A 26,268-nucleotide genomic window follows, 5' to 3' on the forward strand; every position below is an offset into this window, starting at 1 on the left:
GCGCGGCGCCGGGGGCGATCAGGCTAGAGCGTGGACAGGTCGAGCCCCTCGGGCGGCAGACAGGCGGGGACGCAGCTGGCGTTGCGCCAATCGCTGCCGAAGGTCCAGCGGCGTTCGATCATGTCGCCGAACCAGTCGCTCAACTCGATGCCGCCGGCGCTGTCCTCGTTGAAGAAGTCGTCGTAGAAGGAGACCATGTGGGTCTGCCCCTGGGCGAGGTAGAAGCGGTAGTTCCAGGTGGTGAAGGCGGTACCCCACATCGAGGCGCGGGCGCGGGTGGTCCACTCCAGCCCGGAGAGCAGCAGATAGACCGGATCGAACCAGCGCTCGGGATTGCCGAGGTTGGAGGAGACGTTGAAGAAGAGCACCTGCACCGCGTCATAGGCGCGGGTGTACTGGCCGAAACGGGCGTCCGGGTACTGCCAGCCGAGGGTGTTGAACAGCCCCGGCACCAATTGCCCGGCGCCGTCGTCGAAGGCCGAGGCGATCTCGGGGTCGAGGTTCTCCTGCGCGCCCCACACCCCGTCGGCCTCGAGCGCGCGCTCGAACAGGTCCTCGGAGATCACCCCGTTGGACGAGTCGACCAACACCCGTATCCGCTCGACCCCGGGGAAGCGCCGGGCGAGCGCGGGATAGTTGTAGAGCACGCCGTAGCCGCCGGCGCTGGCGCCGACCAGGACGATCTCCTCGGGCGGCTCTCCGACCTCGTTGGCGTAATAGTCGGCGAGGTACTCGAGCACCGCGATGACGTTGTCGTGCCCGCGATGATAGATGGTCCAGTCGCCACCGTCGGGCAGCGGATAGCTGGTGTCGCGCGCGCCCAGGTGCAGGTCACCGGTGCAGTACGGCAGATAGACCTGGAGATGATCGCGCAACGGGTTGTCGGTGCGGTCGAGATCGAACACCCCGCCGAAACCGGCCAGCTCGTCCGGGGTCTCGTCGACCTCGGGGAAGTAGAGCACGTTGCCGTCGAGCGCGGCGTCGATACAGGTGCCAGCGTCCCAGCAGGCGCCACCGCCGTCGAAGAACAACAGCAACCGCTCGGGATCACCATCGCGGACGAAGAAGGCGTAGTCGGTGTCGGTGGCCACCACCTCCCCCTCCTCCAGCCGTGGCGAACCGGAACAGGCGGGGGTGCGAAACACCCCGTCGGCGTCGACGAAGGGCGCGGCGGCATCGATCCGTTGCCAGTCGTCGGCGCTCGCGGCATGAGGCGCGAGCGCGGCGGCGACGAGCAGCGAGCACAGGGTCAGTCTGGAGACATCCATGGGGCATCACCTCAATGTGATCACGATCCAGGGAGACGCGCCCGACGGCCGGACGCCATCTCCCGCTTCCCTCCCCCCGATCCATCGAACAGGGGCGAAGACATCGACAGGGCGCACCGAGACGCGCCGCGTCATCCAGACGTCATGATACGCCGCGCCCGCCGCGAGCGGCGGACGCGCTCGCGGGTCAGTCGACCCAGACCCGGGCGTTGCGGAACAGCCGCATCCAGGGCGCATCCGCGCCCCAGCCATCCGGGTGCCAGCTGTGCTGCACGGTGCGGAAGACCCGCTCGGGGTGCGGCATCATGATGGTCACCCGGCCATCGTTGGTGGTCAGGCCGGCGATGCCCTCGGGCGAGCCGTTGGGGTTGGCCGGGTACTGCTCGGCGACGTGACCGTCGTTCTCGACGTAGCGCACCGCCACCGCCGCACGCGCCGCGGCGAGATGGGCCTCGTCGCGGAACTCGGCGCGTCCCTCGCCGTGGGCCACCGCCACCGGCATCCGCGAGCCGGCCATGCCGGCGAGCAGCACCGAGCGGGTGTCGGCGGCGACCTCGAGCATCAGGGTGCGGGCCTCGAACTGCTCGGAACGGTTGCGCACGAAACGCGGCCAGTGACCGGCGCCGGGGATCAACTCGTGCAGGTTGGAGAGCATCTGACAGCCGTTGCACACCCCCAGGGCGAAGGTGTCGGCGCGCTCGAAGAAGGCCTGGAACTGATCGCGGGCGCGGGCGTTGAAGAGGATGGTCTTAGCCCAGCCCTCGCCGGCGCCGAGCACGTCGCCGTAGGAGAAGCCGCCGCAGGCGACCAGACCGCGGAAGCGGCTCAGCTCGGCGCGCCCGGCAACGACGTCGGAGAGATGGACATCGACGCACTCGAACCCGGCGGCATGGAAGGCCGCGGCCATCTCCACCTGACCGTTGACGCCCTGCTCGCGCAGGATCGCCATCGGCGGGCGCGCGCCACGGGCGATATAGGGCGCGCTGAGGTCCTCGGCCGGGTCGAAGCCGAGGCTGGCGTTGAGACCGGGATCGGCGGCATCGGCGATGCGCGCATAGGCCTCGTCGGCGCACTCCGGGTCGTCGCGCAGCGCCTGCATGCGATGGCTGGTCGCCGACCAGGTGCGCTGCAGCTCGGCGCGGGTGGCGGCGAACAGGGTCTGCTCGCCGCGCCGGATGCGCACCCGACCATCGACCGAGGGCGCGCCGAGACGGGTCACGCAGTCGCCCAGGCCGGCCGCCTCGAACTCGGCCAGCACCGCGGCGCGCGCCGCGCGAGGCACCTGCACCACCGCGCCCAGCTCCTCGTTGAACAGCACCGCCAGGTCGTCGCCGGCGAGCGGCGCGAGATCGATATCGAGCCCGCAACGCCCGGCGAAGGCCATCTCGGCGAGGGTGGCAAGCAGACCGCCATCGGAGCGGTCGTGATAGGCGATCAGGTGACCCTGGGCGCGCAGCGTCTGGATCGCGGCGAAGAAGCTGCTGAGCAGCGCCGGGTCGTCGAGATCGGGCGCGACCTCGCCGAGCTGGCCGTAGACCTGCGCCAGACAGGAGCCACCGAGCCGGTTGGCGCCCCGCCCGAGGTCGACGAGCAGCAGCTCGGTGTCGCCGAGGTCGGTGCGCAGCTGCGGGGTCAGGGTGGTGCGCGCGTCACGCACCGGGGCGAAGGCCGAGACGATCAGCGACAGCGGCGCGGTCATCTCGCGCCGCTCGCCCTCGGGGCCCTGCCACACCGTCTTCATGCTCATCGAGTCCTTGCCGACCGGGATGGCGATGCCGAGCGCCGGACACAGCTCCAGGCCCACGGCGCGCACCGTGTCGTAGAGCCGTGCGTCCTCGCCCGGGTGACCGGCGGCGGCCATCCAGTTGGCCGAGAGCTTGATGTCGCCGATACGGGCGATGTCGGCTGCGGCGATGTTGGTCAGCGCCTCGCCGACGGCCATCCGCCCCGAGGCCGGGGCGTCGAGCAGCGCCAGCGGGGTGCGCTCGCCCATCGCCATCGCCTCGCCGGTGTAGCCCTGGTAGTCGCTCAGGGTCACCGCGCAATCGGCCACCGGCACCTGCCAGGGACCGACCATCTGGTCACGCGCCACCTGACCGGTGATGCTGCGGTCACCGATGGTGATGAGGAAGCTCTTGTCGGCCACCGTGGGCAGGCCGAGCACCCGCTCGACGGCCTCGTCGAGGGTGATCGCGGCGGTGTCGAGCGGCGCGCGGCGCGGGCTGACGTGGCTGACCTCGCGGTGCATCTTCGGCGGCTTGCCGAAGAGCAGCGACATCGGCATGTCGATCGGGGTGTCCTCGAGCTGACGATCGCCGAGCTTGAGCGCCTCGGACGCGGTCGCCTCGCCGACCACCGCGTAGGGGCAGCGCTCGCGCTCGCAGATGGCGCGGAAGCGCTCGAGCCGCGCGGCGTCGACCGCCAGCACGTAGCGCTCCTGGGCCTCGTTGCACCAGATCTCCATCGGCGACATGCCGGGATCGGCGTTGGGCACCTCGCGCAGCTCGAAGCGCCCGCCGCGCTCGCCGTCGTGCACCAGCTCGGGCAGCGCGTTGGACAGCCCGCCGGCGCCAACATCGTGGATGAAGAGGATCGGGTTGTCCTCGCCGAGCGCCCAGCAGCGGTCGATGACCTCCTGACAGCGGCGCTGCATCTCGGGGTTGGCGCGCTGCACCGAGGCGAAGTCCAGGTCCTCGGCCGAGGCGCCGGTGGCCATGCTCGAGGCCGCGCCGCCGCCGAGCCCGATCAGCATCGCCGGGCCACCGAGCACGATCAGCGGGGTGCCGGCGGGGAACGACTGCTTGTCGACGTGCTCGGCGCGGATGTTGCCGAGCCCGCCGGCGATCATGATCGGCTTGTGATAGCCGCGCAGCTCGTCCTCACCCTCGGCGAGACCGGGGACGGTCTGCTCGTAGGTGCGGAAGTAGCCGGCGAGATTGGGCCGGCCGAACTCGTTGTTGAAGGCCGCCGCGCCGATCGGCCCCTCGAGCATGATGTCGAGCGCCGAGACGATGCGCCCGGGCTTGCCGTGGTCGACCTCCCAGGGCTGCTCGAAGCCGGGGATGCGCAGGTTGGAGACCGAGAAGCCGCACAGCCCGGCCTTGGGCTTGGAGCCCTGGCCGGTGGCGCCCTCGTCGCGGATCTCGCCGCCGGAGCCGGTGGCCGCGCCGGGATCGGGGGCGATGGCCGTCGGGTGGTTGTGGGTCTCGACCTTCATCAGCACGTGGATCGGCTCGGCGTGCGCGCCGTAGACGCCGCTGTCGGGGTCGGCGAGGAAGCGCCGCCCCATGCTGCCTTCGATCACCGCCGCGTTGTCGCTGTAGGCCGAGAGCACGCCCTCGGGCGCGCACTGGGTGGTGTTGCGGATCATCGCAAACAGCGAGCGCTGCTGCGCCTCGCCGTCGATGGTCCAGTCGGCGTTGAAGATCTTGTGACGACAGTGCTCGGAGTTGGCCTGGGCGAACATCATCAGCTCGACGTCGCTGGGGTTGCGCCCGAGCGCACCGAAGCTCTCGGCGAGATAGTCGATCTCGTCCTCCGAGAGCGCCAGCCCCAGCTCGGTGTTGGCCGCGACCAGCGCCGCGCGCCCGCCGCCGAGCAGGTCGACGCGACGCAGCGCACGCGCCTCGGCGCGCACGAACAACTGCTCGGCCTCCTCCAGCGCGCCCAGCACCACCTGGGTCATGCGGTCGTGGAGCAGCTCGGCGGCGCGCGCCAGCAGCGCCGCCTCGGGGGCCGTGCCGTCCTCCAGGGTGACGTAGTAGGCGATGCCGCGCTCAATGCGCTCGACCGCCACCAGCCCGCTGTTGTGGGCGATGTCGGTGGCCTTGGTCGACCACGGCGAGATGGTGCCGGGGCGCGGCACCGCCAGCGCCAGCGCGCCCTCGGGCTCGTGCTGGGGCAGGCTCGGCCCATAGCTCAGCAGGCGTTCGAGCACCTGCTGCTCGGACCAGTCCAGCGGGCGCGAGAGCTGGGCGAAATGGACGTATTCGGCATAGACCCGCAGCGGGCGGGCGGTATGCTCGCTCAGCCGCTCGGCGAGCTTGCGTAGACGGAGATCGGAAAGGGCGGGCGCGCCACGGAGGACCAGCATTGGCAATGTGCTCATGGTTCGGGTTTCAAGCGAAGACCGAACATGATACTTGACCAAGGCCCCAAAAATCGCCACCCGGGGCGCGATTTTCGCCCCGAATGACGTCCTTGCCGCCGATTTGCCGGAGTGCGCCTCAGGCGCCGGGTTCGCCGGTCCGACCGAGCTGCAGCGCATCGCGCAGCTGCAGCACGCCGACCCCGAGCAGCCCCCCGATCACCACCAGCAGATAGATCACCGCGATGGGCTGCTGCAACAGCACGAAACCGAGCAGCGCGAGCCCCGCGGCGAGCTCCGGCAGACCACCGCGCCACTGGCGCCGGCGCGCGCCGGGACCGCCCTGACGCTTCGGGGTACGGACGAACTCGCTGCGATGGCCGAGCAGCGCCTCGGCCCCAGCGCGGGCATTGGAGAGCAGCAAGCCGCTGGTCAGCACCAGGGCACCGGCGACCTCGCGCGCGGTCTTCCGCACCCCGCCGGCGTGACCGGCGAGCAGCAGGAAGCCGACCGGCGCGACCAGCCCGAGCACCGAGGCGGTGATCGCCACCGTGCCCAGCAGCGGCCCGCCGACCGCCGCCCCGGCGATGAACGGCAGGCCCATCAGCAGGCACAGCGAGCCGAGCAGGAAGGCCAGCGGCTGGGCCAGCTCGAGGCTGATCAGCAGCTTCTGCCACGGCGCCAGACGCGGGCTCGACCAGACCATCGGGGCGAGCTTGAGGAAGCACTGCGCGAAGCCCTTGCTCCAGCGAAACTGCTGGGCGCGCCAGGCGCGCGTCGAGGTCGGCAGCACCGCCGGCACCTCCAACCCGCCGAGGAAGGCCGAGCGCCAGCCGCGCAGGTGCGCGCGCAGGCTCAGGTCGAGGTCCTCGGTGAGGGTGTCGCCGTGCCAACCGCCGGCGGACTCGATCGCCGCGCGGCGCCACACCCCGCCGGTGCCGTTGAAGGGCACCGGCAGCCCGAGCCGCCAGCGCGCCTCCTGCTCGACGCGGAAGTGGGCGTCGAGCAACCGCGCCTGCACCCGGGTGAGCAGGCTGTGATCACGGTTGCGATGCGCCCAGCGGGTCTGCACATAGGCCAGCCCCGGGTCGGCCTCGAGCACCGCCACGGTGCGGCGCAGGAAGTCCGGCGGCGGCGCGAAGTCGGCGTCGAAGATCGCCACCAGCGGCGCCTCCGAGCACTCCAGTCCGGCGGCCAGGGCGCCGGCCTTGAAGGCGGTGCGCTCACGCCGGTGGATCAGCTCGACGCGCAGCCCGGCAGCGCGGGCGCGGGCCACCGCCTGCTCGCTGAGCGTCAGCGAGTCGTCGGTGCTGTCGTCGAGCACCTGCACGTGCAGCCGCTCGCGCGGCCAGTCGAGTGCGGCCATGTGTTCGAGCAGCGGGCCGATCAGTTCGCCCTCGTTGTAGAGCGGCAACTGTACCAGCACCTCGGGCAGCCGCTCGGGGTCGAGCGCGGCGCTGGCGAGCGCTCGCCGCGGCGCGAGCAGCCGCGCCAGACTCAGGGTCGCCAGATTGGCGGAGAACAGCGTCAGCACCACCAGGGTGAGCGCGAGGAGCGGAATGAGCAACCATTCCAGTGCGGTCATAGCGGTCGGCATCCGTCAGGCTTCAACAACACCACCCCGACGCCGTGGACGTCGGGGTGACAGCGAGGTCGCGGCGTCACGCGGACACCGGCGCGGGAAAATCACTGGGATCGATGTGGGATTCTACGCCCTCGCGGGACGGACGCAATGCGGCCAGCGGCCAGCGGCCAGCGGCCAGCGGCCAGCGGCCAGGATTGAACCGCAAAGCCGCGAAGCACGCGAAGTGAATGATGTGTGATGTCGGCGTGAGGCCACAGGCGGCGCGGGTCCGCACCCACTGACGGCTGGTTGCTGGCGGCTCATTCCCCTTTGCGCCCTTCGCGGCTTTGCGGTTCAACCCGCTGACGGCTGGTCGCTGGCGACCTCCCTCACCCCTCCAGCCGCACCCGGAACCAGAGGGCGTAGAGCGCCGGCAGGAACAGCAGGGTGATGGCGGTACCGACCAGGATGCCGCCGATCAACACATAGGCCAGCGGTCCCCAGAAGGTGTCGGTGGCCAGCGGCAGGAAGGCGAGGATGGCGGCGATGGCGGTGAGCACCACCGGCCGGGTGCGACGCACCGTGGCCTCGATCACCGCGTCGGCGCGGGCCATGCCTGCGGCGAGGTTGACCTCGATCTGCTGGGCGAGGATCAGGGTGTTGCGCATCAGGATACCGGCCAGCCCGAGCATCCCCAGCAGGGCGACGAAACCGAACGGACGATCGCCGACCAACAGCGCCAGGGTCGCGCCGATCACCCCCAGCGGTGCGGTCGCTACCACCATCAGGGTGCCGGAGAAGCTGCGCATCTGCAGCATCACCACGATCAGCAGCAGCGCCAGCATGATCGGCTGCACCCGCTGGATCGAGGCGTCGGCCTTGGCCGACTGCTCGACCGCGCCGCCGATGTCGATGCGATAGCCCGGCGGCAGGGTCGCGCGCAGCTCGGCCAGTCGCGACCAGATCGCCATGGTGACGTCCGGCGGCTGGGCGCCGCTCACCTCGGCCTGCACCGCGATGAAGGGCTCGCGGTTGTAGCGCTTGAGCACCGGGTCCTCGAAGCCGACGCTGAGGCTGCCGGCCTGGGCCAGCGGCACGGTACGCCCGTCGAGCGTCTTCAGGGTGAGGTCGGCGAGCGCCTCGGCCCGCACCGCCTGGTCCTGGCTGCCGCGCAGCACCAGCGAGACGTTGCGGATGTCCTCGCGGATCTCGGTGGCGACGATGCCGGTGAGCGCGTACTGCATCTGCTGGGCGATCTCGCGTGGGGTCAGCCCGATCAGTCGCAGCCGGTCGGGGTCGAGCGCGAGACGTACCACCGGCACCCGCTCGTCCCAGTCGAGATGGGCGCCGCGGGTGTGCGGGTCGGACGCGACCAGGGCACGCACCCGGTCGGCCAGCGCGCGCAGCTGCAACGGGTCGGGACCGACGACGCGGAAGGTCACCGGCCAGATCACCGGCGGGCCGTAGAGCAGCCGGTGCACCCGCACCCGCGCCTCGGGGAAGTCGCCGGCGGCGATGTGCGACTCCAGCCGCGCGATCAGCGCATCGCGCGCGGCGACGTCCTCGGCCACCACGATCAGCTTGGCGAAGGCCGGGTTGGGCAGCTCGGGGTTGAGCGCGAGGAAGAAGCGCGGCGCACCGGCGCCGACATAGCTCGACACCGAGGCGATCCCCGGTGCTTCGGCCAAGACCGACTCGACACGACGGGTCACCGCGTCGGTCGCGCCGATGCTGCTGCCCTCGGGGAGATAGATGTCGACCAGCACCTCGGGGCGGTCCGAGCTGGGGAAGAATTGCTTCTGCACCGGACCGGCGAGTCCGGCGACGGCCACTGCCAGCAGCGCGAAGGTGAAGCCGACCACCAGCCGCTTGTGGCCCACGCAGCGGCGGATCAGCGCGCGCAGCCGCTGGTAGAGCGGGCCGTTGTAGCCCTCGCCATGGCCCGTGCCGGGCCTGGGGTCGGCGAGCAGCAGCGAGCCCAGGTAGGGGGTGAAGGTCACCGCCACCAGCCAGGAGACGAGCAGCGCGAAGGCCAGCACCCAGAAGATGTTGCCGGCGTACTCCCCCACCCCGGAGCGGGCGAAGCCGATCGGCACGAAGCCGATCGCCGTCACCAGGGTGCCGCTGAGCATCGGCGCGGCGGTCACCGTCCAGGCGTGGGCGGCGGCGCGCAGCCGGTCCCAGCCGGCCTCCATCTTCACCAGCATCATCTCGATGGCGATGATGGCGTCATCGACCAGCAGCCCGAGGGCGATGATCAGCGCGCCGAGCGAGACCCGGTCGAGATCGATGCCGCGGATCAGCATCAGCAGGAAGGTCAGCCCCAGGGTCAGCGGGATGGCGATACCGACCACCAGTCCGGCACGCCAACCGAGGGCGACGAAGCTCACCAGCATCACCACGCCGACGGCGACCAGGAACTTGATCTGGAACAGGTCGACGGCGTGGGCGATGGCGTCGGCCTGGTCGGTCAGCCGGGTCAGGGTGATGCCGAGCGGCAGCTCCGCCTCCAGACGCGCGACGAAGTCATCGAGCCGCGCGCCCAGCTCCAGCCCGTTCTCGCCGCGACGCATCACCACCCCGAGCAGCACCGCGTCCTCGCCACCGGCGCGGACCAGGTACGCGGGCGGGTCCTCGTAGCCGCGGCGCACCTCGGCGACCTCGCCGAGGCTGACTAGCTGGCCACCGACGCGCAGCGGCACCCGACGGATCTCCTCCGGGTCGCGCAGCCCGACGTCCAGGCGCAGCGCCAGGCGTGGCCCCTCGGTCTCGACGAAACCGGCCGGCAGCAACTGGTTCTGTGCCTGCAGCGCGTCCATCACCGCCTGCGGGGTGAGCTGCAGGTTGGCCAGCCGGGCGTGATCGAACTCGACGAAGAAGCGCTGCGGGCGCTCGCCGAGCAGCCGCGCCTTCTGCACCCCTTCGACCCGCGCCAGGCGGTCGCGCACGCGCTCGGCCTCGCGCACCAGCAGACGCGGCTCGAGCCCCGGCGCCGAGAGCGCATAGAGGGCGAAGTAGACATCGGAGAATTCGTCGTTGACGAAGGGACCGCGCACCCCAGCGGGCAGGCTCGGGGCGGCGTCCTGCATCCGCTTGCGTACCTGGTAGTAAAGCTCCGGGATCTCCTCCGAGGGGGTGTAGTCCTGGAACTCGACGAGCAGGTCGACGCGCCCCGGTCGCGCGGTGGTCTCGACCTTGTAGAAGTAGGCGACCTCCTGGATGCGCTTCTCCAGCGGCTCGGCGACCAGATCCTGCATCTGTCGCGCGCTCGCCCCCGGCCACTGCGCCGAGACCACCATCACCCGCACGGTGAAGGCGGGATCCTCGGCGCGACCGAGCTGGAGGAAGGCCATCAGCCCGACCAGTGCGGTGAGCAGGATGAAGAACAGGGTGACGGAGCGCTCGCGCACCGCGAGCGCGGAGAGGTTGAAGCGTCCCTCGCTCATGGCCGCACCCGCACCCGCTGACCGGGTTCGAGCCGATCGACCCCGAGCGCGACGATCGGGGTCCCGGGGGCGAGCCGGGTGTGGATCTCCACCCCGCTGTCGAACAGCCCCAGCACCCGCACCGGCTCGGCCACCACCTGATCGCCGTCGATCCGGAACACCTGGGCGCCGCGACCGCGCTCGAGCACGGCGCCCAGGGGCACCCGCGCCACCAGGCCCGCGGCAGCGTCGAGCGGACTGGTGAAGCGCAGGGTGACGGTGGCGCCGAGCGGCGCCGCGGCGCCCTCGATCAGTCGATAGCGGGCGCGCCAGGTCCGGGTAGCAGCGTCGGCCGCCCCGGCCAGTTCGCGCAACTCGGCATCGAAGCCCGCGCTCACGCCGAGCAGCCGCGCCTCGGCGTGCTCGGGCAGCGCCTCGAGCCGGTCCTCGGGGACCTCGACCACGGCCTCGCGCGCGCCGTCCTCGGCGAGCACTGCGATCTGCTCGCCGGCGGCCACCACCTGTCCCGGCTGACCGGAGACAGCGATCAGCACGCCGCTGGTAGGCGCGCGCAGGGCGGCATAGCCGACTGCGTTGCGCGCCTGCTCGAGGCTCGCCTCGGCGGCCACCAGTCGCTCGCGCGCGGCGCGCGCGGCGGTCTCGGCGCGGTCGTACTCCTGCTGGCTGGCCAGGCGGCGCTCGAGCATGTCGGCGAGACGCTCGCGCTCGCGCTCGGCGTTCTCGGTCTCGGCGCGGGCACTGGCCACCGTGGCCTCGGCCGCCACCCGCTGCTGCTCGACATCGGCCGGATCGAGGGTGAAGAGCACCGCTCCGGCCTCGACCCGCTCACCGGCATCGACCGCGCGCCGGACGATCGCCCCGCCGATGCGAAAGGCCAGCGGGATCTCGTGACGGGCATGGACGCTTCCGGTGAGTCGCCAGACGGTGCCCGCAGCGGGCTCGATGGTGGTCGCGAGCACCCAAGGCGGGGCCTCGGTGACGGCTTCGTTCCCGGAGGGTTGGGGCTGACAGGCACCGAGTAGCAGCGCCAGCGGAAGGATCAGATAACGCACTCGCGGGACTCCACCCGTTCGTCGCCGAACGGGATTCGGTTATGGTCTGGACGGCTCCCGTGACGGGACCTATCCATTATTACTGTACGAAAGCGTTTAGTAAATGCAAAAGACCACGATCAAGCCAGACGCCGCCACCACGCCCCGCCGCGGTCGGCCACCCGATCCCGCCAAGCACCAGGCGATCATCGACGCCACCCGCGCGCTGTTCTTCGCCGGCTCGACCAAGGCCTTGAGCATCGAGGGCATCGCCCGCGCCGCCGGGGTGTCCAAGGTCACCGTCTATGCCCACTTCGGCGACCTGCAGGGCCTGGTCCGCGCCACCGTGCTCGCCCAACGCGCGGAGATGACCGCAATCCTCGACCAGCTGCCGACCGACGCACCGGGGCTGCGCCGCACCCTGATCGAGTTCGGCGGGGTGTTGATGGAGTTCCTCTCCAGCGAGGGCTTCGTCACCATGCACCGGATGGTGGCGAGCCAGGCGAGTCAGCAGCCCTGGCTGGGGCCGCTGATCTATCGCGAGGGTCCGACGGCCACCCGCGACAAGCTCGCCGACATCCTCGCCGAGGCGGTGCGCCGCGGTGACCTGCGGGCGCACGACTGCACCCTGGCCGCCGAGCAGCTGTTGGGGATGTGGCAGGGGTTGCAGACCACCGGGCTGTTCAGCGGCGGCTGTCCACGCGCGGACGCGGCGACGCTGGCGCGCCGGATCGAGCAGGGGGTGGAGGTGTTGTTGCGCGCCTACGCCCCGGAGCCCGCCGACTGAGGACGGGACAGGGGGCGGCGTGGCGCGTCGATGGGTTCAGCCGCGCCGTTGGCGCAGCGCTTCGTAGAGACAGACCCCGGCGGCAACCGAGACGTTGAGGCTCTCGACCTGACCGAGCATCGGCAGCCGCACCAGGGCATCGCAGCGCTCCCGGGTGAGGCGGCGCAGTCCGCTGCCCTCGCGGCCCATCACCAGCCCCAGCGGGCCGCGCAGATCAGCGCCATAGAGCTCGGCATTGGTCTCGCCGGCGGTGCCGATCAGCCAGATGCCGCGCTCCTTGAGCCGGTCCATGGTGCGTGCGAGGTTGGTGACCTGGACATAGGGCACGGTCTCGGCGGCGCCGCTGGCGACCTTGCACGCCACCGGGGTCAGCCCGACGGCGTTGTCCTTGGGCGCGACCACCGCATGCACGCCGACGGCGTCGGCGCTGCGCAGACAGGCCCCGAGGTTGTGCGGGTCCTGCACGCCGTCGAGCAACAACAGCAGCGGCGGCACCTCGAGGGCATCGAGCAGACGATCGAGATCGGCCTCGGCGCGTGCCGCGGGCACCCGCACCCAGGCCACCGCGCCCTGGTGGTTGGCGCCCTCGGCGGCGCGCTCCAGGGTGTCGCGATCGACCTGACGGACCTCGACGCCGGCGGCGCGCGCCAGCTCGGCAAGCTCACCGAGCCGACGATCGCGCCGGCTGCGTTCGAGCCAAAGCGCGCCGACCCCGTCGGCGCCGAACTTCAGCGCCGCGCGGGCGCTGTGGATCCCGGCGACTGCGGCACAGTCCTTCATGCCTGCGGGGCCCCGTTGCCATTGCCGTTACCGTTGCCGCTCTTGTTGCGCTTGCGCCGGTTGCGCGAGCGTGGCTTGCGCGCCTTGGCCTCAGCCTTCGGGGCCTCGTCACCCGACGGCGCCACCGGCTGCTGCGCGGGTGCGGCGGCAGACTCGGGCGCCTTCTTCGGCTTGCGCTTGCGCGGACGCTTCTTCGCCGGCTTGGGGGCATCCCCGCCCTGCTCGCCCTGGGGGGCGGGCTCGGCCGCCGGCTCCGGCTGTACCTGCTGCGCCTGCTCGGACACGGCAGGTTGGCGCGCACCCTTGGGCTTGCGGCGCGACTTGCGCGGCTTCGGCGTCTCCTCGGCGGCGAGCTCGGGCGCGGGCGAGTGCTCGACGACCGGCTGCTCGACCGACTCGACCGGCTGCTGCGGCTGACCCTCGGCGCGCTGCTTGCGGCTGCGACCGTTGCGCTTGCGGCTGTTGCGCGAGGCACCGGGCTTGGGCGCGCGCTTGGGACGGGTCGACTCGGCGAGCACGAAGTCGATCTTGCGGTCGTCGAGGTTGACCGCCGCGAGCTGTACCCGCAGGCGATCGCCGAGCCGGTAGACGGTGCCGGTGCGCTCACCGTCGAGCCGGTGCCCGATGGGATCGAAGTGGTAGAAGTCGTTGTCGAGTGCGGTGATGTGCACCAGCCCGTCGATATGGACCTCGTCGAGTTCGACGAACAGGCCGAAGGAGTTGACGCTGGTGATGGTGCCGTCGAACTCCTGACCGAGCTTGTCGCGCATGAACTCGCACTTGAGCCAGTCGGAGGCATCGCGGGTGGCCTCGTCGGCGCGCCGCTCGGTGCCCGAGCAGTGCTCGCCGGCCTGCTGCAGCTCGGTCTTGGAGTAGTCGAGATCGGCCGCGGTGGCCCCTGCCAGCACCTGCTTGATGATGCGGTGGACGATGAGGTCGGGGTAACGGCGGATCGGCGAGGTGAAGTGGGTATAGGCGTCGAAGGCGAGGCCGAAGTGACCGGCGTTGTCCGAGCTGTACATCGCCTGCTGCATCGAGCGCAGCAGCACCGTCTGGATCAGGTGGCGATCGGGACGATCCTTGACGTAGTCGAGCAGCTCGGCATAGTCCGCCGCGGTCGGCTTGGCGCCACCGGGCAGACGCAGCCCGAGCTGACCGAGGAACTCGCGCAGATCGCTGAGCTTCTCCTCGCTGGGGGTGTCGTGGATACGGAAGATCGCCGGAATGCGACGACGCTCGAAGAAGCGCGCGGCGGCGACGTTGGCCGCGAGCATGCACTCCTCGATGATGCGATGGGCGTCGTTGCGGATCACCGGGACCACGCCGGAGATGCGGCCCTGGTCGTTGAACTCGAACTTGCTCTCGGTGGTGTCGAAGTCGATCGCACCGCGCTCGGCGCGCGCGCGCTGCAGCACCTGGAAGAGCTGGTAGAGTTCGTGGAGATGGGGCAGCACCTCGGCATGCTGCTCACAGAGTTCGGCATCGCCGGCGTCGAGCATCGCCCAGACCTCATCGTAGGTCAGACGCGCGTGCGAGCGCATCACCGCCTCGTAGAAGCGGCTGCGGATCATCTTGCCCTCGTCGTTGAGATAGAGCTCGGCGGTCATGCACAGCCGATCGACGTGGGGGTTGAGCGAGCACAGCCCGTTGGAGAGCACCTCCGGGAGCATCGGGATCACCCGGTCGGGGAAGTAGACCGAGTTGCCGCGGGCATAGGCCTCCTTGTCGAGCGCGGTGCCGGGGCGGACATAGCTCGAGACGTCGGCGATACAGACCAGCAGCTTCCAGCCCTTGGGGGTGCGCTGGCAGTAGACGGCGTCGTCGAAGTCGCGCGCATCGGCCCCGTCGATGGTCACCAGCGGCAGCTTGCGCAGGTCGACACGCCCCGCCTTCGCCTCCTCCGGGACCTCCGCGGAGAGCCCGGCGATCTCGGCATCGACCTCGACCGGCCAGTCCACCGGCAGGTCGTGGGTGCGGATGGCGATGTCGGTCTCCATCCCGGCGGCCATGTTGTCGCCGAGCACCTCGACGACACGACCGATCGGCTGGGTACGGCGGGTCGGCTGGTCGGTGATCTCGGCGACCACGATCTGCCCCTGGTCGGCGCCGGCATAGCGGTCGCTGGGGATGATGACGTCGTGGGCCAGACGCTTGTTGTCGGGCATCACGAAACCGACACCGCTCTCCTTGTAGAGCCGCCCCACCACCGAGCGGGTGTTGCGCTCGAGGATCTCGACCACCGCGCCCTCGAGCCGACCGCGACGATCCCGGCCGCTGACCCGGACCACCGCGCGGTCGCCGTGGAACAGCGTGCGCATCTCCTTGTTGTAGAGATAGAGGTCGTCACCACCGGCATCGGGACGCAGGAAACCGAAACCGTCGGGATGACCGATCACCCGTCCGGCGATCAGGTCACGCTTGTTGACCAGACAGAAGGCGTCGTTGCGGTTACGCACCAGCTGGCCGTCGCGCACCATGGCGCCAAGACGGCGCTCGAGCGCGATCAGGTCCTGCTCGTCGTCGAGCCCGAGCACGCCGGTAAGCTCCTCGAAGGACTGCGGCGCGCCCGCTTCCTCCATGCGTTTGAGGATGAACTCGCGGCTGGGGATGGGGTTTGCGTACTTCTTCGCCTCGCGCTGGCGATGCGGGTCCGCGTGTCGCGCGGTCGATGAGGGTCTTCTTTTTGGCACGTGAATCCAGTCTGTCGGAAAAAAATCAAGTTTAGCGTTGACAGGGTCGGCTTGTCTCACTATTATTTGCCGCCTCGCCAGGGAGCGAAGGTTTTCAACCCTCTCCCGACCCTCATGCCGAGGTGGCGGAATTGGTAGACGCGCATGGTTCAGGTCCATGTGGGCGAAAGCTCGTGGAGGTTCAAGTCCTCTCCTCGGCACCATCTCCCTCCCGAGATACCCCCCGATTGCATCCATCGAGTCGCTCGACCGACGCCATCATCCTGATGACGACGCAGCGATCGAGTCGCACCCTTATGTTAGTCGAAAAGTTGCCGCTTCGCCTTGCGCCCTCTTCGAGCGGTCAGCGCCGGGATTGCTCGACGCGCCAGCTGCGCGCCACCTGAGCGGTACCGCGCCGTGCCCGAATGGTTCAGAGTCGCACCTGATGGTGCTCCAGCGGATGGCCGAGCTGACGGTAGTGACGATAACGCGCCCGCCCCGCCTCGAGTACGCTCGGTGTCTGGTCGAGCGGCTCGCAGACCCGCGCGAAGGGCGACAGGTCATCCGGCGGCGTCAGCGCGAGGTTGACCAGTACCTCGGTCGGCACCGGCGGGCGCGGGTCGGCGCCGATCAGTACCGGGGTGAACTCGGCATCGACCTGCCCGACCAGCCCATGGGGCAGGAAACCGTCCTCGCGGAAGGTCCACAGCAACCGGTCGAGATGGCGCGCCCACTCGCTCTCCGGGCAATACACCAGCGCACGCAACCCCTCGGCACGGATGCGCTCGAGTAGGCGACAGGTGAAGATGAAGCGGTCGCCGCTGCTGTCTGCGGCGAGGGTGTAGAAGTCGATACGGGTCATGGATCCAGAACGCTGAGGCCGTGACGGCGGGATGATCGGGCACGCGCGCCGACGGGTGGCGCAACGGTGCGCCCATCATACCGATCGCGCGCCCGCCATGCCTCACCGAGGCGATGAATGCGGTCGTTCGAGGGCCTGATCGGTACGCAGAAACGAAAAAACCGACCAATGGGCCGGTTTGCTTCTTTCGCTCGAGTCACGTCACCTGGACATGACCTTGGAATATGGTGCCGAGGAGAGGACTTGAACCTCCACGAGCTTTCGCCCACATGGACCTGAACCATGCGCGTCTACCAATTCCGCCACCTCGGCATAAGGGTCGGGATGAGGGCAATAACCCTTAGCTCCCTGGCGAGGACTGAAACTTTAAGGCTTCAGTCCGATCGTGTCAAGCCCATTTGAACCGGTCAGTCCGCCACGCCCTCTTTCCTCCCTTGGAGTCGGCCTCCATCGAGACGTCCGCCTCTTGCCATCCGGCGCCGGTGCACACGCCAAACGCCGCCCCAAGGATCAGCGCTCGCCCGGGGTCATCCGCGCGCGCGCCGCGCCCAACGTCACCAGCGCCGCATCGAAGTCGAAGCGCTCGATCTCGTGGGTGAGCGCGTGCAGGCGCTCGCCGAGCGCGGCGCGCAGCAGCGGCTCGGCCTCTTCGAGCAAGTGCAGCGCGGCGGCATCATCCTCGCGCAGCAAGCGCTCGAGTTCATCGAGGGTCGAGGTGAAGTGACCGGGATCGATCACTTCATCGATCGCGACTCGCTCATCCAGCCCTTCGGCCGCCAGCTCGCCCAACCCGCGCTCGATCCGGCGCAACCCCTGTTCGAGATCGATCAGCAGCTCGGCGCGTCGCTGGCGTGTGTTCTCACTATCGCGCTCGATCAGCGGCAGCAACCGGATCAACGGATCGGTCACGGCATCGGCGGCGACCGTCGCAGCCGCGCCCTTGCACGCGTGCACCAGCTGCCGGGCATGGGCCAGTTGATCACGGGCCAGCGCCTCGGCGATGCGCTCCGGCTCTCCACCATGGTCACGCAGGAAGAGCCGCAACAGCCGCAGGTAGGATTGGGTACGGCCGCGTACCGCGGTCAATCCGCGGCGCCCGTCGATGCCCGGGAGCATCGCCAGCCGCGCCGCCAGCACGGTGTCGTCGGGGACGATCTCGGGTGCCGGCACACGCGCCGATTCGAGAGGCGGCGCACCACTCGACAGCCATTTGAGCAGGAGTCCGTAGAGGGTGTCGGGATCGACCGGCTTGGCGACGAAGTCGTTCATCCCGGCCTGCAGACACTGCTGCCGATCCTCGTCGAAGACGTTGGCGCTCATCGCCAGGATCGCCGGCTGACGCTCCAGCTCCAGGGCACGGATCCGGCGGGTCGCCTCCAGCCCGTCCATCTCCGGCATCTGCACATCCATCAAGACCAGCGCATAACGCTCCACCCCGACCTTGGCCACCGCCTCGCCGCCGTTGTGTGCGATATCGACCTTGAGACCGACCGATTGCAGCAGGTCGAGCGCCACCTCACGATTGACCACATTGTCCTCGACCAACAGCACGCGGGCTCCGGAGAAATGCTCGCGCAGCTCCGCCTCCTGAACCGGCGCGCTGACATCGAGCTGTGGCGGCACCTTGCCGCGCCCGCGCTGCAACCGAGCGGTGAACCAGAAGGTACTGCCGAGGCCGGGCTGGCTATCGACCCCGACCGCACCCTCCATCAGCTCGGCCAGGCGCCGGGTGATCGCCAGCCCCAACCCGGTGCCACCGTGGCGCCGGGTCGTGGAGGCATCGGCCTGCTCGAAGGCGGTGAACAGGCGCGCGCACTGCTCCGGCGCGATGCCGATACCGGTATCACTGACCTCGAAGCGCACCAACACCTCATCGGCGTGCTGCTCGAGCAGTCGCGCGCGCAGCGCGATGCGCCCGTGCTCGGTGAACTTGATGGCATTGGCGGCATAGTTGAGCAGCGCCTGGCGCAGTCGGGTGGGATCACCGTGCAGCCAGTGCGGCACAGCGTCGCAATCGATCTCCACGGCCAACCCCTTGACCCGCGCCTGATCGGCGATCAGCGAGCGTACGTGATCGAGGATCGCGAGCAGTGGGAAATCGAGCTGATGCAACTCCATCCGTCCGGCCTCGATCTTGGAGAGGTCGAGGATATCGTCGATGATCGACAGCAGGTGACGCGCCGCGCCACCGATCTTGTCGAGCCGCTCGCTCTGCTCGAGCCCCAGATCGGCACGCTGGAGCAGATAAGTGAGCCCGAGGATGGCGTTCATCGGGGTACGGATCTCGTGACTCATGTTGGCGAGGAAGGCGCTCTTGGCGCGGGTAGCCGCCTCGGCGTTCTCGCGCGCGCGCTCGAGTTCCACGGTCCGGTCGGCCACCAGCTCCTCGAGGTGATCACGGTGCGCGGCGAGTTCCCGATCGATCCGCCGCCGCTCGGTGACATCGGTCTTGATCGCCGCGTAATGGCTGATGCCGCCGTCGGGCTGACGAATCGGACTGATGATGGCGAACTCGATGAATTCCTCGCCATCCTTGCGCCGATTGATGAACTCACCGCTCCACGAACGTCCGTTGGTGATCGCCTGCCACAGCTCGACATAGGTCTCCCGCGGGGTCTTGCCCGAGCGCAACAACCGCGGGTTCTCGCCGAGCACTTCGGTCTCGGTGTAGCCCGAGGTCCGCAGGAAGGACTCGTTGACGAACTCGATACGACCCTCGAGATCGGTGATGACGATGCTCTCCTGGGTCTGCTCGATCACCCGCGAGAGTCGTGTCACCTCCTCCTGAGCACGCTTGCGCACGGTGATGTCGCGACAGACACAGAACACCAGCCGGACCTCGCGATGCTCGATCTGATTGAAGGCGACCTCGACATCGATGCATTGGCCATCGCTGCGCCGCCACTTGGTCTCGAGAATGCCCGAACCGAGTTCGAAGCGCTGCAGCACCTCCAGCGTACGCTCACGCGACCAGCCCGGATCCCACTCCCAGAGCCGCAGCTGCAGCGCGGTTTCGAGTGGGCGCTCGAGCATCCTGGCAAAGCTCTCGTTGGCTTCGAGCACACCACCGTCCTGGTCGAGTATCACGATCGCATCGCGCGACTGCTCGATCAGGATCTTGCGCATCAGCGCCTCGTCGGCCTGGGCCTGCTCGGCCCGGTGGATCTCGGTGATGTCGCGCGCGACCCCGAACACCCCGATGATCTCACCATTCCCGTTGCGCAGCGGCCCCTTGATGCTCTGCATGATGCGCTCGCCGGCGGCGCAGCTCAGGTGTTCGAGGAAGGTCGTGTCGACCCCGCGGGCGATGGTGTCATGGTCCCTGGCCATGACCTGAGCGGCCTGATCGGGCGGGAACAGCAGCCGGTCGTCGTGCCCCAGCACCTCTTCGGGATCACGCCCGACCAAGATGGACGCGGCGCGATTGAAGAGCAGATAGCGTCCGTCGAGATCCTTGGCGAAGATGGCATCGGGCGAGGCCTCGGCGATCGCCCCGAGCAGGTTCAACGCGCGCAACCGCTCGTCGTGCGAATGGCGCAGCCGCTCGGCATAGAGCAGGCGCTGACGCTGGCGCAACAACGCCGCGCCGGCCAGGACCATCAGCGCCGCCAGCAGCGCCGCCAGCGCGATCCAGCGCACATCGCGCATCACCTCGCCCCACAGCTCGCGACGATCGACCTTGGCGACCAGGAGCCAGTCCACTCCGGCAACCGGCAGCACCACGCCGAGCGAGGGCACCCCGCGATAGTCCACCCCCTCGACCAGGGTGCCGAGCAATTCCGGAGCGCGCGTCACCTGCACCGCGATCACCTGTTCGGCGGTCAGCGGGGTACGTGCCCGCGCGGCACTGTTCGGGCGATAACGAAAGGCGTTGAGCGACAGTACCGTGTCGCCCTCTTGTCGGAACAGCAGGGACTCGCCCGAGGAGTTCGGCAACGGCCAGAAGGCGAGCAGCGGATAGAGTTGCTCGGAGGGATCGTTGTGCAGCACCGCCACCGGCGGCGACTCCTCCGCCTCGAGCGGAAGCGGCACCAGGAAATCGACATGGAGACGGTCGGCGGCATCGCGATAAGGCCCCTGCACCACGACCTGCCGCGCGGCGACGGCCTGCGCCACCGCCTCGCGCAGCAATCGCGGCAACGGCGGCCCGGGATCGCCGACATCACAGAGTTGATCGCCCTCGGCGCTGACCAGCCGCGCCTCGCCGAAATTGTTGAAACGGGCGTACTCGACGATCCGCGTGCACAACGCCTGACCCACGGCGACGTCACCGGCTTGCCAGTCGCGATAGAGTCCGGCATAGAGCTGGCTGGTCTGGACCATCCGTGCGTCACCGAGGCGCTCGCCGAGCCAGTGCTCGACCTGGCGCACCTTGAGCTCGGCGATGGTCTGCAGGGTCTCGGTGAGGTTGGCGCGCTGGTGCTCGTAGGAGAACCAACCCCCGGTAATCGCCAGCGACACGATCGCCGCGAGCATCAACAGCACCGGCGGCCATTGCGCACGCGGCAACCTGGACGGCGGAGTCGACTCCAGCGGTCTGTCCGCGGCGACGAGCAACAGCAGCGCACTGGCGGCAACCAGGAGGGCGCCGGAGAGCACGCTCGCCATCACCAACCAGGATGGCCCACCACCCAGCGCAACCAGCAGCAGGTCGGAGAACAGTACCCACAGCCCGGCGACGATGACATATCCGACCAGCCATCGACGCCCGGCATGTCCCTGCCCCCCGGCGGTGGCGCGCCCCTGATCGCTCTTCATCGACGGGCGTTCACCCGGCAAGCCCTGGCGTGATGACCCGCTGCGGAGCCGCTATGCCATGATCGCGCCATCGCCTTCACCTCCATCTGAATGCTTGATTGGGCTGCACTGGAGCGGGCGCCGCGAATCACCGACCCGCCGTCACGACTGTCACGGACTCATGCCTCGATCTCGCCGAATCGCGTGGCGATCTCGCAGAACTCCTCGAAGCGCGCCATGAAGGCATCGACGACGTCCGGGTCGAAGTGCGCACCCCGACCGGCAAGGATGATGTCGCGCGCCTCCGCAAATCCCATCGGCGCCTTGTAGACCCGGCGCGAGATCAGGGCGTCGAAGACATCGGCGAGCGCCATCAGTCGCGCGGCGATCGGGATGGCATCCCCGGCAAGCCCCTCGGGATAACCGCTGCCGTCCCACTTCTCATGATGATAGTGGGCGATGTCCTTGGCGAGTGCGAGAAACTCGACCGGACGCTCGGCATCGCGCTCGGCCTGCTCGATGGCGAGGCTGCCGAGTTTGGCATGGGTCTTCATCACCTCCCACTCATCGGCCGACAGACGACCGGGTTTGCGCAGGATGTGATCGGGGATACCGACCTTACCGATATCGTGCAGCGGTGCCGAGCGCGCCAGCTCCTCGATGGTATGCCCGGCGAGGAAGGTCTCGAAACGCGGGTGTTCGCGTAACTGCTGGGCCAGGGCGTGGACATAGCGCTGGGTGCGGCGCAGATGGTTGCCGGTCTCGGGGTCGCGGATCTCGGCCAGGTGCGCCAGGGCGAGGATGCTGACCTGCTCGGTCAGCACGTTGTCGCGCATCCGCCGCCTGACCTCCAGCTCGAGCTGGGCGTTCTGGTCACGCAACAGATCACGCGCGCGCTTGAGTTCGAGCTGGGTACGGACACGGGCGAGCAGGATGCGCGGATTGACCGGCTTGGCGATATAGTCGGCGGCGCCAACGTCGAGTCCGCGGGTCTCGGCCTCGTCGCTGTCCATCGCGGTGACGAAGATCACCGGGGTGTCGGCGGTCAGCGGATCGGCGCGCAGCCGCTCGAACACCGCATAGCCGTCCATGTCCGGCATCATCACATCGAGCAACACCAGGTCCGGGAGCGGCGCGCGACTGACCACGCGCAACGCCTTCTCGCCGGAGATGGCCACGCGCACCCGGAACTCCGGCTGCAGCAGCTCGCTGAGCACCACCAGGTTCTCGGGCGAGTCATCGACGAGCAGGATCGTCGAGCGGGTTCCGTCGAGCATCGTCACCTCCTTTTGCCTGTCACCCGTAGCGGTGCGCCGCATCATCGGCAGGGTCTCGCCCTGCCCCGACGCACCCGGCGCGCGCACCGCACCCGGCGCGCGATCAGGTCTCGGCGCTCAGCGCCTCGACCCGCTGGAAGCCACGCGGCAACAACCGACCGCGACGACCACGATCACCGCGATAGAGCTCGAGGTCACGCGGCTTGAGCGTCAGCTCGCGCTTGCCGGCGCGCACCCGCAACGCGCCCTCGGGCGCGACCACCGCCATCGCCACCATCAGCTCCTCGCGCGTGGCGGCGCGCGCGCCGGGGATGGCGATCAGCTTGTTGCCCTTGCCACGGCTCATCTCCGGCAGCTCGTCGAGGGGGAAGAGCAGCAGATGACCGCTGCTGCTGGCCACCGCCACCAGCGCGCCCGCGGCCTCGGGAACCGCCACCGGGTCGAGCACCTCGGCGCCCTTGGGCAGGGTCAGCACGGCCTTGCCGCCCTTGGGCTTGGCCACCAGGTCGGCGGCGCGCGCGAGGAAGCCGTAACCGGCATCCGAGGCGAGCAGATAGCGCCCCTCGGCGGCGGCCAACACCGCCACGAAACGCGCGCCCGAGGGCGGATCGAAACGCCCGGTGAGCGGCTCGCCCTGGCCGCGTGCCGAGGGCAATGTATGGGCCTGCAGGCTGTAGCTGCGCCCGCGCGAGTCGAGGAAGGCGACGGCCTGGTTGCTGCGCGCGCGCGCCGCGGCGAGGAAGCCATCCCCCGAGCGGTAGTTGAAGCCCACCGGGTCGACGTCGTGACCCTTGGCCGCGCGCGCCCAGCCCTTCTCCGAGAGCACCACGGTCACCGGCTCGCTCGGCGCCAGCTCGGTCTCGTCGATGGCGTTCGCCGCGGCGCGCTCGACCAGCGGCGAACGGCGCGCATCGCCGTAGCGCTCGGCATCGGCGGCAAACTCCGCGGCGAGCAGCCGGCGCAGCGCGGCGGGCTCATCGAGGATGGCGCGCAACTCATCGCGCTCGGCGCTCAGCGTCTCCTGCTCGGCGCGGATCTTCATCTCCTCGAGCCGCGCGAGTTGGCGCAGTCGGGTGTTGAGGATGTAGTCGGCCTGGGTCTCGGTGAGCGCAAAGCGCGCCATCAGCACCGCCTTGGGCTCGTCCTCGGTGCGGATGATGGCGATCACCTCGTCGAGGTTGAGGAAGGCGATCAGCAACCCATCGAGCAGATGCAGACGCTCGAGCACCTTGTCGAGCCGGTGGTTGAGGCGACGGCGGACCGTCTCGGTGCGGTAGGCAAGCCACTCGACGAGGATCTCGCGCAGGTTCATCACCCGCGGACGACCATCGAGCACGATCATGTTCATGTTGACGCGATAGCTGCGCTCGAGATCGGTGGTGGCGAACAGGTGCGACATCAGCCGCTCGATGTCGACGCGGTTGGAGCGCGGCACGATCACCAACCGGGTCGGGAACTCATGATCGGACTCGTCGCGGAAGTCCTCGACCATCGGCAGCTTCTTGGCGTTGAACTGCTGGGCGATCTGTTCGAGCACGCGACTGCCCGAGACCAGGTGCGGCAGCGCGGTGATGACGATATCGCCGCGCTCGACCTCGTAACGGGCACGCAGCCGTACGCTACCGCCGCCACTGTGGTAGAGCTTGCGCAGGTCGGCCGCGGGGGTGACGATCTCAGCCTCGCTGGGATAGTCGGGCGCGGGGACGAAGCGCATCAGCGCGTCGACATCGGCATCGGGATGCTCGAGCAGATGGGTGCAGGCGCATGCCAGCTCGCGGAGGTTGTGCGGCGGGATGTCGGTGGCCATGCCGACGGCGATGCCGGTGGCGCCGTTGAGCAGCAGGTTGGGCAGACGCGCCGGCAGCAGCCGCGGCTCCTCCAGGGTGCCATCGAAGTTCGGCTGCCAGTCGACCGTGCCCTGCCCCACCTCATCGAGCAGCACCTCGGCATAGGGGGCGAGACGCGACTCGGTATAACGCATCGCCGCGAACGACTTGGGGTCGTCGGGCGAGCCCCAGTTGCCCTGGCCGTCGACCAGCGGGTAGCGATAGGTGAAGGACTGCGCCATCAGCACCATCGCCTCGTAGCAGGCCGAATCGCCGTGAGGATGGAACTTGCCGAGGACGTCGCCGACGGTGCGCGCCGACTTCTTGAACTTGGCCGTCGCCGACAGCCCCAGCTCGGACATCGCATAGAGGATGCGTCGCTGTACCGGCTTGAGACCGTCGCCGACATGGGGCAAGGCGCGATCGAGGATGACGTACATGGAATAGTCCAGATACGCCTTCTCGGTGAAGGCCCTGAGTGGGCGCTGCTCCAGGCCCTCGGCGGAATAGCTGATGGTCTCGCTCATGGTTCTCGGTAGGTCAGGGGTCGACTCGCAAGGAAACCCATCATGATGCGCCAAGGCGGTCCCGAGGACAAACCAGGGCGCTCCCCCGCCGCGCGCCGCCCTGATCGCCGCCAGTCGCGCCTCGCGGATGCGCCCGGCGATCAACCGCGGCTCGGGGGCGGCGCGGGCGATGGCGCCGACATCGAGCACGGCGAGCGCGGCCTGCAACCGGCGCAACAGCGCTGCCTGCGGATAGGCGCGCTCGGCATAGCCGGTGCGTCCACGGAAATCGGCCTCGCAGGCGATCAGCATCTGCTCGAAGCGCTCGGGCCGACGCAACGCATCGGCGCGCTCGAGCAGATCGAGCACGGTGGTATCGCGCAATTCCTCGACCTTGTGCACCAGACCATGTTGCCCGGCGGTGATGCGCGCCAGCTCGCGACAGCGGTTGGGTACCCGGAAGCGCTCACAGACCGCCTCGAGCAGCTCGACGCTGCGCGCCTCGTGTCCCTTGTGGCTGGGCAGGATCTCGGCCGGCGTGGTGCCCTTGCCGAGATCGTGACAGAGCGCGGCGAAGCGCACCTCAAGCGACGGCGAGAGCCGTGCGGCCATGTCGAGCACCAGCATCGCGTGCACCCCGGTATCGACCTCCGGGTGCCACTTGAGCGGCTGCGGCACCCCCCACAAGCGATCGAGTTCGGGCAGCAGGCGCGCCAGCGCCCCGCACTCGCGCAACACCTCGAAAAACCGCGAGGGTCGGGTCTCGCAGAGCGCGCGCGAGAGTTCCTGCCACACCCGCTCGGCGACCAGGGCATCGACCTCGCCGGCGGCGACCATCTCGCGCATCAGTGCCAGGGTCTCGGGAGCGATGGTGAAACCGAGTTCGGCGAAGCGCGCGGCGAAACGCGCCAGACGGAGGATGCGCACCGGGTCCTCGGCGAAGGCCGGCGAGACATGACGCAGCACCCGCGCCTCGAGATCGGCGAGCCCGCCATAGGGGTCGATGATGCGGCCCTCGGCATCCTCGGCCAAGGTGTTGATGGTGAGGTCGCGACGCAGCAGGTCCTGCTCGAGGGTGACATCGGGGTCGGCGTGCACGGTGAAGCCGTGATAGCCGGGCGCGGTCTTGCGCTCGGTGCGGGCGAGCGCGTACTCGTCCTTGGTGAGCGGATGCAGGAACACCGGGAAGTCCTTGCCGACCTGCTGGAAGCCGCGCGCGCGCAGGGTCTCGGCGCGCGCGCCCACCACCACATAGTCGCGCTCGCGCACCGCCCGACCGAGCAGCCGGTCGCGCACCGCGCCACCGACCAGATAGACACGGAGCCCGGCGGTCGCGGGGTCGGGTTGCGGGCTCGGATTGGGAGTCGGGTCGTCCACGATCACCTCGGGCTGGTTTTTGGGAGGATGATTATATCGGGGCGATGC

At 69.4% G+C, this 26,268-nt stretch carries 12 protein-coding genes, 2 tRNA genes and 1 pseudogene; 2 read left to right on the plus strand and 13 right to left on the minus strand.

The annotated features are described in order from the left end of the window. Window positions 1–23 precede the first annotated feature (23 nt). The 5 genes from MARPU_RS10415 to MARPU_RS10435 all read right to left on the minus strand — a co-directional run bounded on the left by MARPU_RS10415 (window position 24) and on the right by MARPU_RS10435 (window position 11,417). On the minus strand, window positions 24–1,268 hold the full coding sequence (locus MARPU_RS10415) for a pectin acetylesterase-family hydrolase (RefSeq protein ID WP_005223389.1): 1,245 nt from the start codon (window positions 1,266–1,268) through the stop codon (window positions 24–26). A gap of 187 nt (window positions 1,269–1,455) precedes the next feature. Then, window positions 1,456–5,361: a phosphoribosylformylglycinamidine synthase gene (gene purL, locus MARPU_RS10420; protein WP_005223387.1), complete on the minus strand. Its 3,906-nt coding sequence runs from the start codon at window positions 5,359–5,361 to the stop codon at window positions 1,456–1,458. A gap of 133 nt (window positions 5,362–5,494) precedes the next feature. Beyond that, window positions 5,495–6,940 carry a glycosyltransferase family 2 protein gene (locus tag MARPU_RS10425; RefSeq protein WP_005223385.1) on the minus strand — a complete coding sequence of 482 codons (1,446 nt, stop codon included), beginning with the start codon at window positions 6,938–6,940 and terminating at the stop codon, window positions 5,495–5,497. A gap of 368 nt (window positions 6,941–7,308) precedes the next feature. After that, a complete protein-coding gene (locus MARPU_RS10430) occupies window positions 7,309–10,365 on the minus strand; it encodes an efflux RND transporter permease subunit (protein ID WP_005223383.1) in 3,057 nt (1,018 codons plus the stop codon). Then, window positions 10,362–11,417, minus strand: coding sequence for an efflux RND transporter periplasmic adaptor subunit (locus MARPU_RS10435; protein WP_005223382.1), 1,056 nt, complete (start codon window positions 11,415–11,417; stop codon window positions 10,362–10,364). Before MARPU_RS10435 ends, MARPU_RS10430 begins: the two co-directional genes overlap by 4 nt. A gap of 103 nt (window positions 11,418–11,520) precedes the next feature. Between MARPU_RS10435 and MARPU_RS10440 the strand changes: the two genes are divergently transcribed. Continuing rightward, window positions 11,521–12,183, plus strand: a complete 663-nt coding sequence (locus tag MARPU_RS10440; RefSeq protein ID WP_005223381.1) for a TetR/AcrR family transcriptional regulator — start codon at window positions 11,521–11,523, stop codon at window positions 12,181–12,183. Window positions 12,184–12,219: 36 nt separating this feature from the next. Here MARPU_RS10440 and rlmB read toward each other — a convergent pair whose 3' ends face one another. Together rlmB and rnr are read right to left on the minus strand one after the other, a co-directional pair. Beyond that, window positions 12,220–12,963: a 23S rRNA (guanosine(2251)-2'-O)-methyltransferase RlmB gene (gene rlmB / locus MARPU_RS10445; protein ID WP_005223380.1), complete on the minus strand. Its 744-nt coding sequence runs from the start codon at window positions 12,961–12,963 to the stop codon at window positions 12,220–12,222. Then, entirely contained in the window at window positions 12,960–15,653 is a 2,694-nt protein-coding gene (rnr, locus tag MARPU_RS10450; protein ID WP_005223379.1) for a ribonuclease R, read from the minus strand. Before rnr ends, rlmB begins: the two co-directional genes overlap by 4 nt. Window positions 15,654–15,769: 116 nt before the next feature. On the opposite strand from rnr, the gene MARPU_RS10455 reads away from it, so the two are divergent. Next, a tRNA-Leu gene (locus MARPU_RS10455) sits at window positions 15,770–15,856 on the plus strand. Window positions 15,857–16,065: 209 nt separating this feature from the next. Here the strand turns inward: MARPU_RS10455 and MARPU_RS10460 are convergent. The 6 genes and pseudogenes from MARPU_RS10460 to MARPU_RS17685 all read right to left on the minus strand — a co-directional run. Next, a complete protein-coding gene (locus MARPU_RS10460) occupies window positions 16,066–16,497 on the minus strand; it encodes a DNA polymerase III subunit chi (RefSeq protein WP_005223378.1) in 432 nt (143 codons plus the stop codon). A 225-nt stretch (window positions 16,498–16,722) separates the two neighbouring features. Continuing rightward, window positions 16,723–16,809 (minus strand) — tRNA-Leu (locus MARPU_RS10465). 198 nt (window positions 16,810–17,007) lie between these two features. Continuing rightward, window positions 17,008–21,255, minus strand: coding sequence for a PAS domain-containing hybrid sensor histidine kinase/response regulator (locus tag MARPU_RS16745; protein WP_005223377.1), 4,248 nt, complete (start codon window positions 21,253–21,255; stop codon window positions 17,008–17,010). 158 nt (window positions 21,256–21,413) lie between these two features. Then, complete coding sequence (locus MARPU_RS10475) at window positions 21,414–22,511, minus strand: response regulator (protein WP_005223376.1); 1,098 nt, start codon at window positions 22,509–22,511, stop codon at window positions 21,414–21,416. 103 nt (window positions 22,512–22,614) lie between these two features. After that, window positions 22,615–24,864, minus strand: a complete 2,250-nt coding sequence (parC, locus tag MARPU_RS17680; protein WP_043763556.1) for a DNA topoisomerase IV subunit A — start codon at window positions 24,862–24,864, stop codon at window positions 22,615–22,617. Between the two features lie 90 nt (window positions 24,865–24,954). Beyond that, window positions 24,955–26,220, minus strand: a pseudogene (locus MARPU_RS17685) (multifunctional CCA addition/repair protein); the annotation flags it as partial. Window positions 26,221–26,268 lie beyond the last annotated feature (48 nt).

Source organism: Marichromatium purpuratum 984 (genome assembly GCF_000224005.2).
Taxonomy (GTDB): domain Bacteria; phylum Pseudomonadota; class Gammaproteobacteria; order Chromatiales; family Chromatiaceae; genus Marichromatium; species Marichromatium purpuratum.

What these genes read in the sequence shown, in the direction of transcription:
- MARPU_RS10415 (WP_005223389.1), bottom strand. Translation starts at nt 1,268, where the DNA reads ATGGATGTCTCCAGACTGACCCTGTGCTCGCTGCTCGTCGCCGCCGCG.
- purL (WP_005223387.1), bottom strand. Translation starts at nt 5,361, where the DNA reads ATGCTGGTCCTCCGTGGCGCGCCCGCCCTTTCCGATCTCCGTCTACGC.
- MARPU_RS10425 (WP_005223385.1), bottom strand. Translation starts at nt 6,940, where the DNA reads ATGACCGCACTGGAATGGTTGCTCATTCCGCTCCTCGCGCTCACCCTG.
- MARPU_RS10430 (WP_005223383.1), bottom strand. Translation starts at nt 10,365, where the DNA reads ATGAGCGAGGGACGCTTCAACCTCTCCGCGCTCGCGGTGCGCGAGCGC.
- MARPU_RS10440 (WP_005223381.1), top strand. Translation starts at nt 11,521, where the DNA reads ATGCAAAAGACCACGATCAAGCCAGACGCCGCCACCACGCCCCGCCGC.
- rlmB (WP_005223380.1), bottom strand. Translation starts at nt 12,963, where the DNA reads ATGAAGGACTGTGCCGCAGTCGCCGGGATCCACAGCGCCCGCGCGGCG.
- MARPU_RS10460 (WP_005223378.1), bottom strand. Translation starts at nt 16,497, where the DNA reads ATGACCCGTATCGACTTCTACACCCTCGCCGCAGACAGCAGCGGCGAC.
- MARPU_RS16745 (WP_005223377.1), bottom strand. Translation starts at nt 21,255, where the DNA reads ATGAAGAGCGATCAGGGGCGCGCCACCGCCGGGGGGCAGGGACATGCC.
- MARPU_RS10475 (WP_005223376.1), bottom strand. Translation starts at nt 22,511, where the DNA reads ATGCTCGACGGAACCCGCTCGACGATCCTGCTCGTCGATGACTCGCCC.
- parC (WP_043763556.1), bottom strand. Translation starts at nt 24,864, where the DNA reads ATGAGCGAGACCATCAGCTATTCCGCCGAGGGCCTGGAGCAGCGCCCA.